We start from the raw sequence: 17914 nt of genomic DNA, 5'->3' as shown, positions 1-17914 counted from the left end.
ACGTTTGTTCTTATATTGGTTTATAATATAGATACAATATTCACTTTATATAGAAAGAAGGCGGATATATTGGAGGGATAAATAAATGGAGAATCAAAAAATAGAGGATTTCTTCTATAGAAATAATGAGCAGGTTAACAATCCAATCATAAAAAGCTTTTTGTCGGATTCCAACAATCTTTATTTGGTGCAAAAGGCGATCTTATATCCAACTGAACGTAATAAGAAACTTGTCGATGAATCTTTCCAATCTCACTATATAAATGTTAGGAAGATCAAATACGTCAGTAATTTAATTTATTTCTTTAGTTTAGATTTTGATAAAAAAAGGAGAAGGCTGCAAGATCGTACTTTATTAATATTAGATAAGGGCTTATCAGAAGAAGGGAACACGACCGCGAAAGAGCTAATAGAAGATGCAAGCATTGGAAAGGAACTTGATCATATAGTTGGTGAAGGATTATTGGACAATATTGAAGATGAACAGCTATTAAAGTCTTTGCGAAAACTAACGGTTAAACAGCTTCAAATATTAGAGATGATTTATGTCAAAGAGCTTTCCATAAAAGAAATAGCTCAAACGTTACAAACTACTCCACAAAATATATCAAACCTTCATAGGAAGGCTTTAAATAAACTCAAACATACACTCAGCAAAAAGGAGGAATAATTTATGGCGATTTTAGTAAATCGATACAACGAAGAGGCTCTAATGATTATAGAGGATTTCATACCGAAAATTAATCAATGCTTACACAATACAGACTATCAGGAAAGGGAAGACTTGGAACAAGAAATTAAATTAAAAATTATAGAAAAGCTTGCAACAGTAGAGTTTCATGATGCACCTAGTTTTTGGGATTTTTTCTCGTGAATTTTATATCTGGGTGCCTCGAGTAGCCACCAGAGTACTTTTACTGCCAACTCGATCTGATTGAAGGGCAAGCTGATCGCTTTCACGGCTAACCCGATCAGATCAAGTAGCCCCCAATCACTTTCACAGCCAACCCGATTACTTCGAATGGCAACCTAAATTCCGACACGTTGAACTAAAAAACGATGCACATAGCAAAGATGCTATGTACATCGTTATATTAATGGATTAGCCTTTTAGGAAATCAGGTTTTGCGAAGTTAGGGTTTGGATATTTATAGAAGCCTTCGCCTGTTGCGCGGCCTAGTTTACCTTTTTCGATATACTCTGTTTTTAAGAGGTTGGCTAATTTATTATAGTTATCATCACTAATAGCAGCAGCTTTTGCTTCTACAATGTTGAAAGCAGTATTAATACCGACAATGTCAAGGATAGCGAATGGACCAAGTGGTGCTCCTGTTGCGATCATCCATGTTTTGTCGATTGTTTCTGGGTCTGCTACTTCTTTTACTAATAGTGATTCAGCAGCATCTAAAAATGGAACTAGTAATGAGTTCAAAATATAGCCTGGTTGTTCTTTATATAATGGTAGTGGAACCATGCCAATTGCACGTGCAAATTCTACGACTTCATCGAATACGTTCATATCAGTGCCTGGGTGTTTCATAATTTCGGCTGTGTTGTTTTTCCAAATTGTATTTGCAAAGTGAAGCGCTAAAAATTTCTCTGGGCGACCAGTTGCTTCTGCAAATTGGCTTGGTAATAAAGTCGATGAGTTTGTTGCGAAAATTGTTTTAGCAGGGGCAGCTTTACCAAGATTTGTGTAAAATTCTGTTTTAATTTTTACAACTTCAGGAATCGCCTCAATGACAAGATCAGCATTTGCAACTGCTTCCGATAAATCACTTTTAAATGATAAACGTGCATAGGCAGCATCCACTTCTTCTTGAGTCGCGCCTAAATCTTGTTGGTATAACGGTTTTAATTTTGTGATACGATCTTGTGCATTTTTTAATGCCTCGTCATTAATATCGTATACCGTTACATTAAATCCTTTAAAAGCTGATTGATAAGCAATTTGACTACCTAGAACACCGCTACCTGCAACCGTAATATTTTGATAATTCATCCTAAATTCCTCCTTTGAAATTGTTACATTAATATAATTGTTTGGATATGGTATGTATCCCTTATTACAACTCCATACTACTTCTTTCGGTATTGGAAAATCAAATGATAGCCTCATTTATTATAGAGATATAAAGAATTGTTTATTTTTCCGAAAGCATAACAATAAAAAAAGCCACCTGAGTGTGACATTTTTATTCATATATACTTTTGATATTTCAACTAAATGGAATGAATTTGTAGTAAGCATTTCGAACAGTGCCGTCTGGTGTCCGCTAATAGACTTTATACCTACTAAAAAAAGAATAGAGTTGCTATTTTTCCCACATAAAAAAATAAAGATATAAACCATATGGATAATAGAATATTTATTCGAAATGAGAGATAATGATACATTTCGTTGGATTTATTGGAAAAACTACCTAATTTATTTTTTGAATTCACATGCAGTTTTAGTAATTTTTTATGGTCTGAAACATAGGACTTTCTTATAATTTTGAATAACTTACATAATTTTATAGATTTACTAATGGTTGTTTTAGTACACTAAATTTATGAATTGAAAGGGGCAAGAATAATGAAAAAGACAGTTTTAGCTGGCGCACTTAGTATTGCATGTTTTACAGGAGGTTTTGGGTTACAAGCAAATGCACAAGAAATTGTACGAGATAATGTAGATGTTGCTAGCATTATCCATCCAAAACAGGCAGTTGCAGCGGTTATACCATTGCAATCAATGACTTACCAGGACCTTTATAAAAAACTGCTAATCTCCGAATTAGCTATTGATAAGCATGGTGTCGTAACAACAAAAAATAGTATTACGGTAAAGTTCTCAATAGATCCTACATGGAGTGCACAGGAACAAAAAGAATTTAAAGAGTTGTACGGTAATGCTATGCAAATAAAATTTACTCCTTCTGGGAATTCATTTAAAGGAGAAGTTTTGGAAAAAGGAAAATGGTTGCCTTTAGCTAAAGAAGATTTAAATGACATAATTACAGGAATGTTCGAAGATGAAAAGATTGATTTAAAACCAGGGGGTTACTTCACAGATTCTATCGGACACTGGGCTGAGAGCTATATCCAAGTACTTTATCAATTTGACATTATTAATGGTACATCTGCTACAACATTTAATCCAAACGGAAAAGTAACACGCGGACAATTAGCTGCTATGATTTTCCGTGCTTCTGGATTAGATGTGAAGGAAGATTATGAAGGTCCTGCTTCATACAAGGATTTGTCAAATATCCCAGGTGCAAAAGAAATAGCGATTTTAGAAGAGTATGGCTTACTTGATATTTTTGATGGTGCTAATTTTGAGCCAAACAAACCTGCTACACGTGAGGAAATGGCATTTGTAACAGCAAGATATCTAGTAGGAATGGATTATGATGTAAGTAAAGTTAGCAAAAATAACCCATTTACAGATAAAAGTAAAATGCGTCAAGAAACTGTTGAAGCAATCGGATTATTAAAGCAATTAGGTGTGGTTGATGGAGCGAACGGTCAATTTAATCCAAAAGGTAATCTTACACGTGCAGAGTTCTCTAAAATTTTAACACTAACATTAGTGTTACTTGATGACGAAGAGTAATTAAAAAGAAGCAATCCACACTATCTGGTGGATTGCTTTTTTATTCGACTAGCATATGAAATACGTGACTTAATAAATAACCTAATAAAATATATGCTATAAAGGATTTTCGTGATACTGATCGAATATGATGCAAAATAAATTCTGAAATACTGGCGGTTGCGATTAACCCAATCGATACACCCATTAGTACGCCTTGTGCATTATCGGATAACTGCCAATATTGGCCGATCTGTATAAAAATACTGAAGAAAATCGAAAATGCTACAAAATAAATAAAGAGTCTCCATAGCCTTTCTCCTTGTGATAGTAATGCTGTTGAAAGTGCAAAGCCTTCTGGTAAATGATGAAGAATAATAGAAGCTGTTATTGCAATACTTAATGCGGAGTTCCCTAGTAACTGTCCGATAGTAAGGCTCATCGGAATAGTGTGGATAATGATAGCGATTGCCAGTAGTGATACAGAGGGATTTTGTGTATGGGAAGTGTGAAATAAACTATTAAGTATTTCAAAGATTAAATAGCCCATCAAAATTCCGAGTAAAAGCCCGATTGATTTGTACATTTGAAAAGAAGAAGGAATGACGTCTACTACAAGTAAGCCAACTAAAAATCCACCACATAATAATGATAATCCATGAGTTGTATGTTGAAATAGCCTAGAGAATACCCAAGCTACAGCTCCTCCAATGCTAGCGCTAAAAAATAGAAACCCACCAAGTATCATGGCACTCAACTGCAAAATTCCTCCGCCCTATATATACTTAAAGCCGTTTTAAAAATATATGCTAAGTAGAAACGAATATGATAGTCGTAATTTTTAGCTAAAGGTCCGTTGTATGAATTACTAAAAAGTAAGAGGTTATTTTATCGATAAATCTATTTTTAAGGGGATTATTATCGAAATCTGCGGTATGGTTGGATTAAATTGACTGAATATTATTTAAATTCTATACTTTTTAGTAGTTATACCAGATTCATTAATTTAGTAACTACTAATGAAGGTGAGGAATGGAAGTATGAAATGGGATGCGAGTTATGATGTGGTAGTAGTAGGTTCAGGCGCAGCGGGTTTAACAGCAGGTCTAACAGCAAAGCTACAGGGCATGAAATCGTTAGTCATTGAAAAGACAGAGCGTTATGGTGGGGCATCTGCCTTGTCTGGCGGAGCACTATGGATTCCAAATAATCATGTGATTAAGGGTGAGGGTGTTCCTGATACACATAAACTGGCGCGTTTATACTTAGATTCGACTATTGGTGATCGTGTACCAGAGGCTTTAAAGGAAGCTTATATTAAACGAGGACCAGAAATGTTAAGGTTTTTAAATAATCATACTCGGCATATGCGTTTCCAGTATGCGAAAGGTTATTCAGATTATTATCCTGAAAAACCAGGTGGCTTCCCTCAAGGACGGTCGATTGAGCCACTTATTTTTGATTTGAAGAAAATGGGGTCATTGGCAGATACGATGCGTCGTTCTACATTGTCCACTAAAGGCTTTACGATGAATAGCTCTGAATTTCATAAGATAAATATGATTAGACGCACGACAAAAGGGAAAACAACTGCGTTAAAATTAGGCATGCGATTAGTGAAATCGAAAGTTACAGGAAGTCTGCCTGTTGCATTAGGGGAAGCGCTAATTGCTCGTTTACGAATATCACTTGCAGAAGCGAATGGAGAACTGTGGATCTCGACTGCATTTAAAGATTTTATCGTTGAAAATAATCGAGTGACTGGTCTCGTAGTTGAACGAGATGGGCAGGAAATGCGTATCGAGGCGAAGCGTGGGGTAGTCCTTTCTTCAGGTGGTTTTTCTCATAATCAAGCATATCGTGAAAAATATTTGCCGGCACCAACAAATGCAAAATGGACTTCTACACCAGAAGGTCAAACGGGGGATATTATCGAGCCAAGCGTGAAAGTAGGAGCGACACTAGATTTAATGGATAAAGTATGGGGAGCCCCTTCCGTTATTGATCCGCAAGGACAACCTTTCTTCCTTGTTGCGGACCGCGGTGTTCCTAATATGATGGTTGTGGATGGTGTTGGGAAACGATATTTGAATGAAGCGGCACCGTATCATGAATTCGTAGACAATATGCATAGTCACCATCAAAAAACAAACCATGCTATACCTTCTTGGATCGTCATCGATGCAACAGCAAAGAGCCGTTATATTTTCACAGGATTATTCCCAGGACAGGCTTTCCCAAAAAGTTGGTTTGATAACGGTATAGTGAAAAGTGCACAAACAATCGAAGAGCTTGCAGAGCAAATGAATGTTCCAGTGGAGAATTTAGTGGAAACTGTAGAGCGCTTCAATGCCTTTGCTCGTGATGGTCGAGATGAAGATTTCCACCGAGGAGATAGTGCTTATGATAATTATTATGGAGATCCTACTTTGAAGAATCCGAACTTAGCAGAGATTACTAATGCTCCATTTTATGCACTCGCTTTATATCCAGGAGATATTGGGACTAAGGGTGGCTTAGTTGTGGATGAGCATGCTCGCGTTGTAAAGGCAGACGGTACGGCAATTGAAGGGTTATATGCATCGGGGAATTGCTCAGCCTCTATAATGGGGGAGACATATCCAGGACCAGGTGCAACAATAGGACCTGGTATGACATTAAGCTATATTGCAACAACGCATATGGCAAATGCAGCTAATAAGGAAGAGTTAACCTTGCTAAAGGTATAAAGAGTCATAAAATCGATACCTTCAATCAAAAGGTGAAAATTATTGAACATCTAAGCAAGTATCACTCTAACCTAAAAAAATCCCCAGCGTCAATGCAACGACGCTAGGGGGTTTTGATGATTAAAAGTGTATTCCTGGTTTATCAGATAGCTTGCAGCCTGTACCATATTTTGCTTTTAGAGCACCTTTAAAATTAGTTTGCTCAAGTTCAGGGTATGCCTGTTTCCAAAGTTCAAACACATTGTGACTTGAAGCAGTTCCTTCTTTTGTTAGTCGAACAATATGGAAACCATATTCATCATTGCATCGAGCTAATGGACGATTTACGCGCACATTAATGATTCGACCGCTCGCTGTAACTTCATATAAGCCCTCGTAACCTGAAATGGCACGTCTTTCTTCATTGATCTCAGCAGTTTTTTCTACTTGTTCTTTCTTTTCTTCTTTGACTTCATTTTTCTCTACAGGCTTAGTAGCTTCTTTAATTTCCTCTTTCTCTACAGGAGTAGCTACTTCTTTGACTTCATCTTTCTCCACAGTCGCAGCCTCTTCTTTATTTTGAGGTGCAAGCTGTTCCATAATGACAAAATCCTTGTTTGAAGCTTTGTCGCTCATTGTAGACATTACGTTCATAATAGAGCCTACATAACGCACTGGTTTATCTTTACCTTCTTCAAATACGAAAATATTATAATCGGTTTTATTCATTTTTTTCATAATAATATTTCCTGTTGTAGTAGTAAAACCGATAAATTTGTTCTTTTTAAGTGCTTGTATTGCTTGTTGCTTTGTTAAAATCATTTTTTAAATCTCCTAAAAGAATCGTTTTTTCTATTCTACCATAAAATCAGCGTTCCTGTTTTTCTTAAATATTTGATGTTTCATTCATGCATAAATAATTTTAAGAAAAACGTTTATCGCCAAAGCGTGGGGTTGATTTCCGCTCCGGATGGGCGCGGGCCTTCGCTCCAATCAAATTACTATGAATACCAAAAATTTTCTCCGATCTTTGGTGATGAGACTGGAAAATATAAAAGCTTTCATAGAGAGTAATTGAGATGTACGTTGAACCGCTCAGGTAACCTTGCAAACTGATTCGGTAGGTAATAGAATTGGTCGGGTAATCAAGAAAACTAATTCGAGAGTGTGGAACTGCTCGGGTACCCCCGAAAAGTGATCGGGTGGAGCGAAGAACTGCTCAGGTCCCCAGAGTGACCGCTCTAATCCGTACTACATAACCAAAAGGAGGATTTTATTATGGTTCAACATTTATTTAATATGAATTTAAAATGGTCGGAGGGGAGAAATGGGACAGGTACTATTATTACGGACAATCTCAATACGAAAATTTCTATTCCTCGAGAAATGAATGGACCAGGGATTGGGACAAATCCTGATGAAATGCTACTTGGAGCGGCAGCGACGTGCTATTTAATTACACTGGCTACGTTACTTGAAAATTCGAAGATTACTGTGTTGGATTTGTCTATGCAAGCTGAAGGTTTTGTGGATGTCACGAATGGTGTTTTTACTTATGAGAAAATCGTTCATAAGCCGAAAATTGTTGTACAAAATGTAACTGAGCGAGAACAAAAGAGAATTAATCGATTAGCTGAAAAGGCAGAACAAACATGTATGATTAGTAAGGCATTAAAAGGAAATGTTCAAATTGCATGTGATGTGCAAATTATACAAGGGTAACATTTGAACATCTCCATTCATGGCTGAATATGTAATAAAGGGTAGGAGTTTTTCAAAATGATTTTGAAAAACTCCTTTTTTGAATCATCCCCAAAAGTAGTTCTATAAATGTCCCAAATGAATATATAAAGTTAAGTACTAAAAAAGTGTAAAGGATGATGTATTGTACGGGCAGTTAGCTCAGACTAAAACATTTTATAGTCAGTTCGGAAAAAGAATTTTTGATATTACGGGGGCACTCCTATTACTTTTCATAACCATTCCTCTTATGTTAGTAGTTTTCCTCATTCTACTCATTAGTACAGGTCGCCCTATTTTTTTTAAACAAATCCGTACTGGACAGGAACATCAGCGTTTTGTTATTTGGAAGCTGCGGACAATGACCTTACAGGCAGTTCCTGTAAAAATGCCAAGATTGTGTGCAGACGGAATTCCAGATGATTTTTATTTTAAAACTGAACAGGATGCACGCATCACGAAGGTTGGGGCTGTTCTCCGGAAGTTAAGTATTGATGAAATTCCACAGCTCATTAATGTCTTAAAAGGAGATATGAGTATTGTTGGACCACGGCCAGAAGTTCCAGCCATCACAAATGCTTATAACACTTTACAGGCCCGACGTTTAGAAGTAAAGCCTGGTTTAACAGGGCTTGCTCAAATTAACGGCCGTTCTAATATTTCTCACGGACAAAAAATTTCATATGACCTAGAATACGTTGGTAAATATTCATTTTGGATGGATATAAAAATTATCATCAAAACACTTTACGTAGTTTTAGCGAGAACAGGTGCTTATTAAAAGTGTTAGGAAAGCCCATTCATCAAAGGCAGGCGCAATTGGATGTGTAATTGGTAGGCTTTTACGCATTCCAACTTTTTTTACAGCCCATAGCTGGAGTTTTACAGAAGGCATACCACATAAAAAAAGATGATGTATCGTCGAATGGAAACATCAGTTCAGCCGTTAACAGCGAAAATTATTACGGCATCTGAATACGATCGCAAGTTAGCATTAACAAAAAAATTGCTCCTCCTCATAAAATGCTGACGATTCATAATGGCATTGACCAAATAGAGAAGCGAGTAGCACCTTTTAGAGAGAGGCAAGAGCATCCAATAATTTTGATGGTTGCTCGTTTTGAAGTGCCAAAAAGACTTTTTACCAATGTATCAAAAAACGCTATTTGTTTACGAACAAGCTGTATCAAAGTCCGCTAAGAAAGGTGATTAAGTTGCAATTAATTCGCATTCGAACAGATGATGAGCTTATGTGGTACAAGGATATTTGGGATGGAATTTTAGAAGCGGAGGGCAATGATAATCCATTTATAGAATTTGCTTGGTTTTATAACTGGTGGCAAATTGTTGGGCGTAGAGAGCGTGTTGAGCTCTATGCTGTTGAAGAAAATGGTGCAATCATTGCCTTTTTCCCCTTCACGGTTCGACTTCAATGGGGTGTACGAATTTATGCTCTTACGGGAGAAAATATTGCAAATTACTCCGGTGTTGTAGCGAAAAAAGAATGGCTGTTGCCTGCTACGACCTTTGTATTTGATCAGCTCATTGAAAAGTATAAACATCTTCTATTTTCGTTTCATGGATTATTGGAAAGCAAAGACTCTACAAAGGTAATTGAGCAATATTTTGTTGAAAGGCAGTTACGCCCGAGTATTTTTCGTGTAGTGACACCGTATCTTGCCTTTCATGATATAGATTTTCATAACTATTTCAATCAACGTAAAAAAATGCATGGTATGGATAGAAGAGAACGGAAGCTACGGGAATTAGGCTCATTAACGAGGAAAATACCTTCACAGGACGAGCTTTGGCAAATGTTTAGATTATTTGATCGACGATCGGCAAAAAAAGTAGACACAAGTGATTTTACGAAAGGCAAGAAAAAGGATTTTTTCGAACAGTTAACGCTTCTTAAGGGGGAGGCATTGCAAGTCAAGGTAGACGCACTTGTTTTTGAAGACCAATTGATTGCTTTTACCTATGGAATTTGCTGTCGGGGACGTTATGTAACATACGCACTTAAGCATGAGCCGACATTTAATATATTTGGGCCGGGCAAATTAGTGAATCAGGAAACCATCAAGCGAATCTATTCTGAAAACTATCGCTTGTTCGATATGAGCATTGGCTATGAGCCGTATAAGTTCGATTGGCGCTCTAATATTGATTTTACAAGGCGTATGCTCGTAAGCAGTGGAACGAAGCGAGCAAAGCTATTGGCGAGTCGTTTTACGCTGAAGGAACGACTAAAGGAATTATTAAAAGGCAATCATCGTGTTGTTGAATGGAAACGCAATACTCTAAGTCAATTACGTTACTTAGTAAAGTATGGAAAAGTGAAAGATTGGCTAGAATATGGACAACTATTCGTAGAAAAATTTATTCGTTTTAAGCAAGTGGATTTGTATGAATTATCCCCATCAGATAGTGTGACACCGCATCGACCTGTAGGAGATTTGTTTGAGGAGTTGTCGATTCAGGAGGCGATGCAACTCGATGAGGAAGAAATTATTTCTTTATTTTATAAGGGATACACTATTTATAAAGATTCTTTTGCAAAAACGAATAAGCCTGCGTTTGCGTTACATGCGGTGAACTGGCGTGTAGATGAATTGCAAATTGTTGAAGCATTGCCAAAGCAGACATATTTTTTAACCTATGATGTTTATAAAAATATCGATATTATCACAGCCTTTTTCCAAAAAATGAAACCTGCACAAACACTTTGGGTTACTGCAAGCTTTTGGCACTGGCGAAAGCGTAAACGATTATTGCAGCTGGGCTATAAACGTATTTCTCGAATGAAACATTTTAAATGTGCTCGTTATGAGCGAAATCATGTAGAAAAATACACAGAGAGTGGGGGCGATGTTCATTCTGTCCATTAAAAGTAAGCGATGGAATATCGCAATGCAGCATTTTTATTTTGTAGAAAAGCCAGCCAATGTTAGAAAATCAATGAAAGTTGTTGGCTATACAAATTCACTTGTACCGAGCCGTAAGCTTGTTAAAAGTGAAACGGTTCATATTCACCTGACAGATAGTGAGTTATCATTATATCTTGCTCTTTCCGAAAGTAATCGAAAAATACTTCGTCGTGCACAAAAAGAGTCCTATCAAGTTTTTATTTATAAAGAACCATCAGATGAAAATTTACGAGCCTTTCAACAGTTTTATAATAATTTTGCGAAAAGGAAAAAACTCGAGCTCCTTAGTAAGTCTCAAATGGAAGCTATTACGCTCTTGAAAGATAAAGGAGCGCTATGGTTGTCTGAGATTCGAAGTATTTGTGGACAAACACTTTGCTATAGACTCGATATTGTATACGCTAAAAAAGCGATGTCCTATTATGTAGCGACTTGTCATTTGCAATCGGTGCCAGATCATTTAAAAAGGCCAGTTCGTTATGCAAATCGTTTCTTACTATGGCACAATTTATTGCATTTAAAGGAGCAGGGCTTTGTTTTATATGATATGGGGAAGCTAACGGATGACCAAAATGTTCGTGCATTTAAGCAAGGCTTCGGTGGACAAGTTGTCGATGTATACTCCGGCTACATTACCCAATCAAAAATACGTGCACTGTTATTGGGCGTGCAAAAATGGAGGAAGTAGTATTTGAAGTGAATCGTGGAGGACTTGTCATATCATTAGATTTTGAGCTGAATTGGGGTGTCCACGATGTATTAAAGTACGGGCAATACAATAAAAATTTATATGGTGTACGCGAGGCATTGCCTAAAATACTAGAGTTGTTTGAACAGTATGGTATTCATGCGACTTGGGCCACAGTTGGTCTATTGTTTGCAGAAACAAAAGCAGAAATGGCTCACTACTTAAGAGGTATCCCAGTAAAATATAAAAACATGCGCTTTGCAGCACATACACAATTTGCAAAAGTAGGAGAAGATGAGCAGGATGACCTCTTACATTTCGGCAAATCCTTAATTGAGAAGATTAAACATACACCACATCAAGAAATAGGAAGTCATACATTTTCACATTTTTACTGTTTAGAAAATGGACAAACTGAAGCAGATTTTCGTGCAGATTTACACGCAACTGCAATGATTTGTGAAGAATATATCGCACCGATGAAATCGATTGTTTTTCCGCGTAATCAGGTGAATGAAGCATATTTCCCAGCATGTCAGGAAGTAGGATTTATATGCTATCGAGGAAATGAAAAACATCCGTTATACGATCCTCAAAAATTTAAAGGTCGACTATTAGGTGCGAAAAAATGGCTGGATAGCTATGTGAATGTAACAGGCAATCATCTCGTAACAATTGAAGAAATGCAAAAGGATTCCTTTATTAATATTCGTTCAAGTGCGTTTTTAAGACCTTATTGTAGCCCATTACGATTTTTTGAAGGCTTAAAGGTTAAACGGATTAAAGAGGGAATGCATACAGCTGCAATGTCTCAAGCTTTTTATCATTTATGGTGGCACCCTCATAATTTTGGCAAGAACATCGAAAAAAATTTAGCAATGCTTGAGGAACTTTTACAGTACTATCAGGAATTGCGTCATCAATATAACTTTCAAAGCTATACGATGCACGAGGTCGCAGAGCTTTGCCAATCTTTATCCCGCAAAAGTCCGATTGGTGAAGACTAATAATCAGAGGGGTAAAAAAACACTGATCAAGTTTCACTCTATCCAAACAGAAAAAGTAGCAAACTAAGAAATTTTCTAGTTTGCTACTTTTTCTGTTATAGGGGTAAATAGAGTATGGGGAATTTTTCAAAATTAGAGGGAAAATCCTGAACTTTGACGAAATTGTATGTACTAATGGATTAACATAGGGAAATTGACTTTAATTTGGCTCATCATCAAAAGTTTGGTGTGACATTTTGTTAAAACATATGTTATGTGGATAAGTTGATTGGAGTGGAGGTTGGGCGACTCCTCGGGGATCAGCGATAGAGGAACGAAGGCTAAAACCATCACATCCTGTGATAACGCCTTCGTGACCAACATCGGTGCTGTTGTTGCTGCCGCTTCGCTTTCGCACAGTCCAAAACCTTTTGCTGTCGCTGCGCTTTCGCACAAACAAAACCCTCTGCTGCCGCTACGTTAGCACTACGCTTTCGCGCAAAAAACATCTGTTGGCCCGAGGCCCTGGAGCGAGTGAAGCGGCTCATCGAACGCCCCCAGGAAGCTCTGCTCTGCGCGAAAGCGAAGCGTCAGCGGCAAATGTTTTATCTGTGCGAAAGCGAAGCGGCAGCAATTGTTTTATCTGTGCGAAAGCGTAGCGACAGCAACAACAAAGCGCCCAGCTGAAACGGAAATCAACCCCACGTTAGATAGTTATTGAAAAATGCATGAAGGTGGTCGAAAACATGTTTATTCAACCAGAATGGCAGTATAAGCAAGAAAATGGTTCAGCTATGCATCAATGGATTAAACAAAAAGAAAATCCACTTCCAAGTGACGTAGATATTATATTGTATGGTGCTTTATTATCGTATGCTAGTAAACCCTCCGAAAAAGCACTATATCCAACAGCTTTTCGAAAGGCTTGGCCAAGCTTTCAATCTTATAATTTAGATGAACAAGTAGATTTGCGCACGTTGGCAGTCGTTGATGTTGGCGATGTGGCCATCCATGAGACGGATAGAATGCTTTCAGAGTCAGCTGTAGAAGCTGCAGCAGAAAGCTTAAGTACCGCATATTCTAAAAGTTTCACCTGTCTTATAGGTGGAGATCATGCAATTACAGCTTGTTCTCTAAGAGGAATAAAGAATGCTTTTCCAAAGGATCGCATAGGGATTATTCAAATTGATACGCATTTGGATGCCCGGAATCAGGAGGAAATTGGTTTAGCTATGGATTCTCCAATGCAGAAGCTCATTGCAGCAGGGGTTGTAGAGGGAAAACATGTTTATAATGTCGGGCTACACGGCTTTTTTAATTCCCCAGAAATGATTCACTATGCGAAAGAACAAGGAATTCATATGATTACGTTAAAGCAAATGCGTCGTGATGGCATTCAATTAACCATTCGCGAAATGCTCCGTCAGCTTATGTATGAGGTGGATCGTATTTATGTATCTGTCGATTTGGATGCACTCGATATTACATTCGCCCCAGATGTACCTGCAGCAACACCAGGTGGATTAACGGCCTATGAATTATTCGATATCCTAAAGCTCATAGGAGAAAATGAAGGAGTCCGCCATATTGACTTTGTCTATGCGGATCCAAAAGAGGGGGATCTACGCCCGGAAACCGTAAAGATGGGCGTAACTGCATTTTTACAATGGTTAACCGGTATTCGACTGGATTACCGCAATCGTATTTCAAAAAGAGGCAACGAGATAATTAGATCGTTATAAATTGAAACGTAGAATGATGGCTTGTATATATTTACAATGAAGTTTGATGATAGTTTGCTATAATAGAACAATGCTTAATATTAATATATTATTGCTGGCCTGTTGATTAGGAAATTATAAGTTTATTATTGACCAACAAAAGAATTTTTTTGTAGATACTTTGTTTATGTATGCTCATTTTTAGCTGATGGTAGCGAAGGGCTACTCGACTCCCGCAGGAAAGCGAGTAGCCCGTAACGGAAATCAGGTTTTCTAATGAGTGTGGATGCAAATGGTTAATCAACACACCTGAATATTATAGATGAATACAATCATTGTATTGTTATAGAGAGGATTATTTATCATGACAACAAAACCAAAATTATTAATTATTGATGGCATGGCGCTATTATTCCGTTCATTTTTTGCGTCTGCAGCGATGGGGCATTATATTCGCCTTGCGGATGGGACACCTTCGAATGGCGCTCAAGGATTTGTGCGTCATGTATTAACGGCACAATCTATTATGAAGCCGACCCATCTAGCTGTTTGTTGGGATATGGGTTCACATACATTCCGCAACGAATTATTTGATGGCTATAAGGCTAATCGTCCATCACCACCAGAGGAAATGCTACCGCAATTTGATATGGCGAAAAATTTATCCGGGCAAATCGGCTGGCAAAACTTCGGTGTTAAAGGGATGGAGGCAGATGATTTAATTGGCTCAATGATTACAAAATTTCAGGATGAGGCTGACATTACGGTAATTAGTGGAGACAAGGATTTACTGCAGCTTTTAAGACCATCAACGGAAATTGCTTTTACGAAAAAAGGCTACACAGAGTATGATGTTTATACACATACACGCTTTACAGAGGAATATGGCATCGAGCCTATTCAATTTGCACAGGTCAAAGCTTTTATGGGAGATTCGAGTGACGGTTATCCTGGCGTAAAGGGAATTGGACCAAAGCAGGCGCTTACGTTAATTCAAACGTATGGTTCTATCGAAAATGTTCTTACATCACTTGATGAATTAAAGCCTGGACAACGTACGAAAATTAATGAGAATCTAGATATGCTTAATTTGTCACACGAGCTTGCAACCATTCAAACAAACGTATCAATCGAGGCAGATTTAGCGAGTTTAGTATTACCTAATTACGAGCCTCAAACGTTCAAAGAAATAGAAGAACGTGGCTACACATTAATCGCCAAGCAGGCACGCTCGTTATATTCACTTATTTAAATAAACATCAGGTAATTCACGCAGAGTATAGAAATATGCTCTGCTTTTTTTTAGCTCATCATCGTAAGTTGGGATGACATTGTTAAAACGCCTACTTTGTAAATAAGTTGATTGGAGTGGAGACTGGGCGACTCCTCGGGGATTAGCAATAGAGGAACGAAGGCTAAAATCATCACATTCTGTGATAACGCCTTCGTGACCAACATCGTGTTGGCCCGAGACCCTGGAGCGAGCCTATAGAGGAACGAAGGCTAAAAGCATCACATCCTGTGATAACGCCTTCGTGACCAACATCCTGTTGGCCCAAGCGGCTCATCGGACACCCCAGGGAAGCGCCCAGTCGAAACGGAAATCAACCACACGTTATGGTGAAGAACCTTTATACAATTTTTTGTAACCTTTTCCTAATCTCAAACGAATTATAAGCAAATAAGTAAAAGGAGGGGAAAGATTGATTGATTCAAATAACTTGGAATCAAGAATCGTTGAAATTTACAATTTGTATTACTTAGACGTTTATAGATTTCTTGTTTGTTTTACGGGAAATCAAAATGATGCTGAGGATTTGACCCAGGAAGTATTCATTCGGGTATTAAAAGGTTTATCGAATTTTAACGGTAACTATCAGTTAAAAACATGGATTTTTTCAATCGCAAAACATGTGGCAATCGATCATTACAGAAAGAAAAGATTTTCCTCACTATTTAAGGACGGTTTTTTTAATCAGTTATTATCTAATGAAAAGAAGCCCGATGAGGAATTTGAGGTAACAGAATTAAAACGATTTATTCATGAAGCTATTGCTACATTAAAACCAAAATACAGAGCAGTAGTCATACTTCGAGGTATTAATGAATTTTCCATTAACGAGACTTCGAAAATTCTTCAATGTAGTGCAGCGAAAGTGAAAGTTGATTATCACAGAGCCCTGAAAGAGCTTAAAAGAAAACTGAATATTGAAATAGAGGGGGTATTGACAAATGCAAAATGAAAAAGACTTATTTAATATGCTGAAAGAAATGTACCCTCAACATCCTAGAAAGGATTTTGTTTCTACAACTGAGAATACACTTAGACAACGTGCGCGAAGCATGGGTAAAAAAAGAATCATAACAAAATTCTCCGTGATTACAAGTGGTGTTTTAGTTTGTGCATTTATTTTTTCATGGTTACTCTTCTTTAATGAAAATGGTAAAGTTTCAGAGGTAATCCATAGTGTTGGTGGGACTTCATCGTCTTATGCAATGGACGAAAAAGAACCTGTAGTCTATATTTATCATTCACATAATATAGAATCATTTATTCCAGAGCTTCCTGAACAAAAAACTAATCAGATGGTTAATAGTCAAACTAAAAATGTAACATTGATTGGTAAAGAGTTAAGTAGCAAATTAAAGGAAATGCAAATTAATTCAATACATGATGAGACCGATATAGCCGGAATCTTAAAAAGAAAAGGTTTATATTTTCCAGATTCATATAAAGTGTCACGGGAAAATTTACAAAAAGTTTTAGCTGAAAATGACAGTATTCGCATGGTTTTTGACATACATCGAGATTCTACAAAAAGACGGGAGTCCACAATTGAAATTAAAGGGAAAGAGTACGCAAGAATTAAATTTGTCGTATCAAAAACGAGTGGAAACTATGAAACGAATAAAAGATTTGCAACTCAGCTTCATGAACAACTAGAAGAATTATATCCGGGATTATCAATAGGTGTAATAGAAAAAGGGATCAATCCTCAAAATACCTATAATCAAGAACTCCATGATAATTCAGTATTATTAGAAATGGGAGGTATAGAAAATACTCTGGAAGAAATGTATAGAACAACAGATATTTTTGCACAGGTTCTAGAGGATATTCTTGAGAAAAGTAAATAAGCGTTGAATTATAAGAAGAGCGTGTCTAAATATTGCAGGCACGCTTTCGTTAGTTCGGTGTAATTTTGACAAAGCTCAATACTTTCTCATTATCTTTAAAAGCGGCCATTCGAATTTTACTTTCACGATTAGTACCACCATTATCATGGAACATTAACAACAGCTCATCATTGCGTATTTCATAGCCAATGAGAGGTACCGATACGAAAAATATATACATTTTTTAAAAAATGTAGACATCTCTACTGTGACACAACTTATATCTTTCGACTTTCGTTTTGTGTCTTCCTTATTCTCCGAGTCTGGCTTCGCAAAAAGCTACTGCCATTTAGTATGACTCTCCAAAGGCTTAAATTCCGCAGTATCGTTGCGTACACATCTAAGGCTTAGTTTCAGTTAAATTCCTTAGATTGAGTAATTTGCTAA

At 37.2% G+C, this 17914-nt stretch carries 16 protein-coding genes; 13 read left to right on the top strand and 3 right to left on the bottom strand.

The window, feature by feature from the left end; genetic code table 11:
- The first annotated feature begins 85 nt into the window (after positions 1–85).
- Complete coding sequence (locus ACQKN2_RS14915) at positions 86–670, top strand: sigma-70 family RNA polymerase sigma factor (protein WP_427415638.1); 585 nt, start codon at positions 86–88, stop codon at positions 668–670.
- A 3-nt stretch (positions 671–673) separates the two neighbouring features.
- Entirely contained in the window at positions 674–874 is a 201-nt protein-coding gene (locus ACQKN2_RS14910; protein ID WP_427415637.1) for a hypothetical protein, read from the top strand.
- 228 nt (positions 875–1102) lie between these two features.
- Here ACQKN2_RS14910 and ACQKN2_RS14905 read toward each other — a convergent pair whose 3' ends face one another.
- Entirely contained in the window at positions 1103–2002 is a 900-nt protein-coding gene (locus tag ACQKN2_RS14905; RefSeq protein ID WP_427415636.1) for a 3-hydroxyacyl-CoA dehydrogenase, read from the bottom strand.
- Between the two features lie 576 nt (positions 2003–2578).
- Between ACQKN2_RS14905 and ACQKN2_RS14900 the strand changes: the two genes are divergently transcribed.
- The gene (locus ACQKN2_RS14900; RefSeq protein ID WP_427415635.1) at positions 2579–3601 is read left to right on the top strand and encodes an S-layer homology domain-containing protein; all 1023 of its coding nucleotides are present in this window, start codon (positions 2579–2581) and stop codon (positions 3599–3601) included.
- A 40-nt stretch (positions 3602–3641) separates the two neighbouring features.
- Here ACQKN2_RS14900 and ACQKN2_RS14895 read toward each other — a convergent pair whose 3' ends face one another.
- Positions 3642–4328, bottom strand: a complete 687-nt coding sequence (locus ACQKN2_RS14895; protein WP_427415696.1) for a ZIP family metal transporter — start codon at positions 4326–4328, stop codon at positions 3642–3644.
- A gap of 292 nt (positions 4329–4620) precedes the next feature.
- Here ACQKN2_RS14895 and ACQKN2_RS14890 point away from each other — a divergent pair, with 292 nt between their 5' ends.
- A complete protein-coding gene (locus ACQKN2_RS14890; protein ID WP_427415634.1) occupies positions 4621–6309 on the top strand; it encodes an FAD-binding protein in 1689 nt (562 codons plus the stop codon).
- A 120-nt stretch (positions 6310–6429) separates the two neighbouring features.
- On the opposite strand, the gene ACQKN2_RS14885 is transcribed toward ACQKN2_RS14890, so the two are convergent.
- On the bottom strand, positions 6430–7110 hold the full coding sequence (locus tag ACQKN2_RS14885) for an NUMOD4 domain-containing protein (protein WP_427415633.1): 681 nt from the start codon (positions 7108–7110) through the stop codon (positions 6430–6432).
- A gap of 456 nt (positions 7111–7566) precedes the next feature.
- Here ACQKN2_RS14885 and ACQKN2_RS14880 point away from each other — a divergent pair, with 456 nt between their 5' ends.
- The 9 genes from ACQKN2_RS14880 (at position 7567) to spoIIP (ending at position 17488) form a co-directional block, all read left to right on the top strand.
- On the top strand, positions 7567–8010 hold the full coding sequence (locus ACQKN2_RS14880; RefSeq protein ID WP_427415632.1) for an SACOL1771 family peroxiredoxin: 444 nt from the start codon (positions 7567–7569) through the stop codon (positions 8008–8010).
- Positions 8011–8173: 163 nt separating this feature from the next.
- Positions 8174–8809, top strand: a complete 636-nt coding sequence (locus tag ACQKN2_RS14875; RefSeq protein ID WP_427415631.1) for a sugar transferase — start codon at positions 8174–8176, stop codon at positions 8807–8809.
- A gap of 433 nt (positions 8810–9242) precedes the next feature.
- On the top strand, positions 9243–10916 hold the full coding sequence (locus tag ACQKN2_RS14870) for a GNAT family N-acetyltransferase (RefSeq protein ID WP_427415630.1): 1674 nt from the start codon (positions 9243–9245) through the stop codon (positions 10914–10916).
- Complete coding sequence (locus ACQKN2_RS14865) at positions 10897–11643, top strand: hypothetical protein (protein WP_427415629.1); 747 nt, start codon at positions 10897–10899, stop codon at positions 11641–11643. Before ACQKN2_RS14870 ends, ACQKN2_RS14865 begins: the two co-directional genes overlap by 20 nt.
- A complete protein-coding gene (locus tag ACQKN2_RS14860) occupies positions 11631–12650 on the top strand; it encodes a polysaccharide deacetylase family protein (RefSeq protein WP_427415628.1) in 1020 nt (339 codons plus the stop codon). Before ACQKN2_RS14865 ends, ACQKN2_RS14860 begins: the two co-directional genes overlap by 13 nt.
- Positions 12651–13375: 725 nt before the next feature.
- Positions 13376–14371 carry an agmatinase family protein gene (locus ACQKN2_RS14855; RefSeq protein WP_427415627.1) on the top strand — a complete coding sequence of 332 codons (996 nt, stop codon included), beginning with the start codon at positions 13376–13378 and terminating at the stop codon, positions 14369–14371.
- Positions 14372–14714: 343 nt separating this feature from the next.
- A complete protein-coding gene (locus ACQKN2_RS14850) occupies positions 14715–15602 on the top strand; it encodes a 5'-3' exonuclease (protein WP_427415626.1) in 888 nt (295 codons plus the stop codon).
- A 451-nt stretch (positions 15603–16053) separates the two neighbouring features.
- Positions 16054–16593 (top strand): RNA polymerase sigma factor, encoded by a 540-nt coding sequence (locus ACQKN2_RS14845; protein WP_427415625.1) that lies wholly within the window; start codon positions 16054–16056, stop codon positions 16591–16593.
- Positions 16583–17488, top strand: coding sequence for a stage II sporulation protein P (gene spoIIP / locus ACQKN2_RS14840; RefSeq protein WP_427415624.1), 906 nt, complete (start codon positions 16583–16585; stop codon positions 17486–17488). Before ACQKN2_RS14845 ends, spoIIP begins: the two co-directional genes overlap by 11 nt.
- Positions 17489–17914 lie beyond the last annotated feature (426 nt).

Origin of the sequence: Lysinibacillus sp. NPDC093688, assembly GCF_050280145.1 — a bacterium.
Taxonomy (GTDB): Bacteria; Bacillota; Bacilli; order Bacillales_A; family Planococcaceae; genus Lysinibacillus; species Lysinibacillus xylanilyticus_B.
Note: the sequence above shows the minus strand (reverse complement) of the source record. Positions and strands in the feature narration are given on the sequence as shown.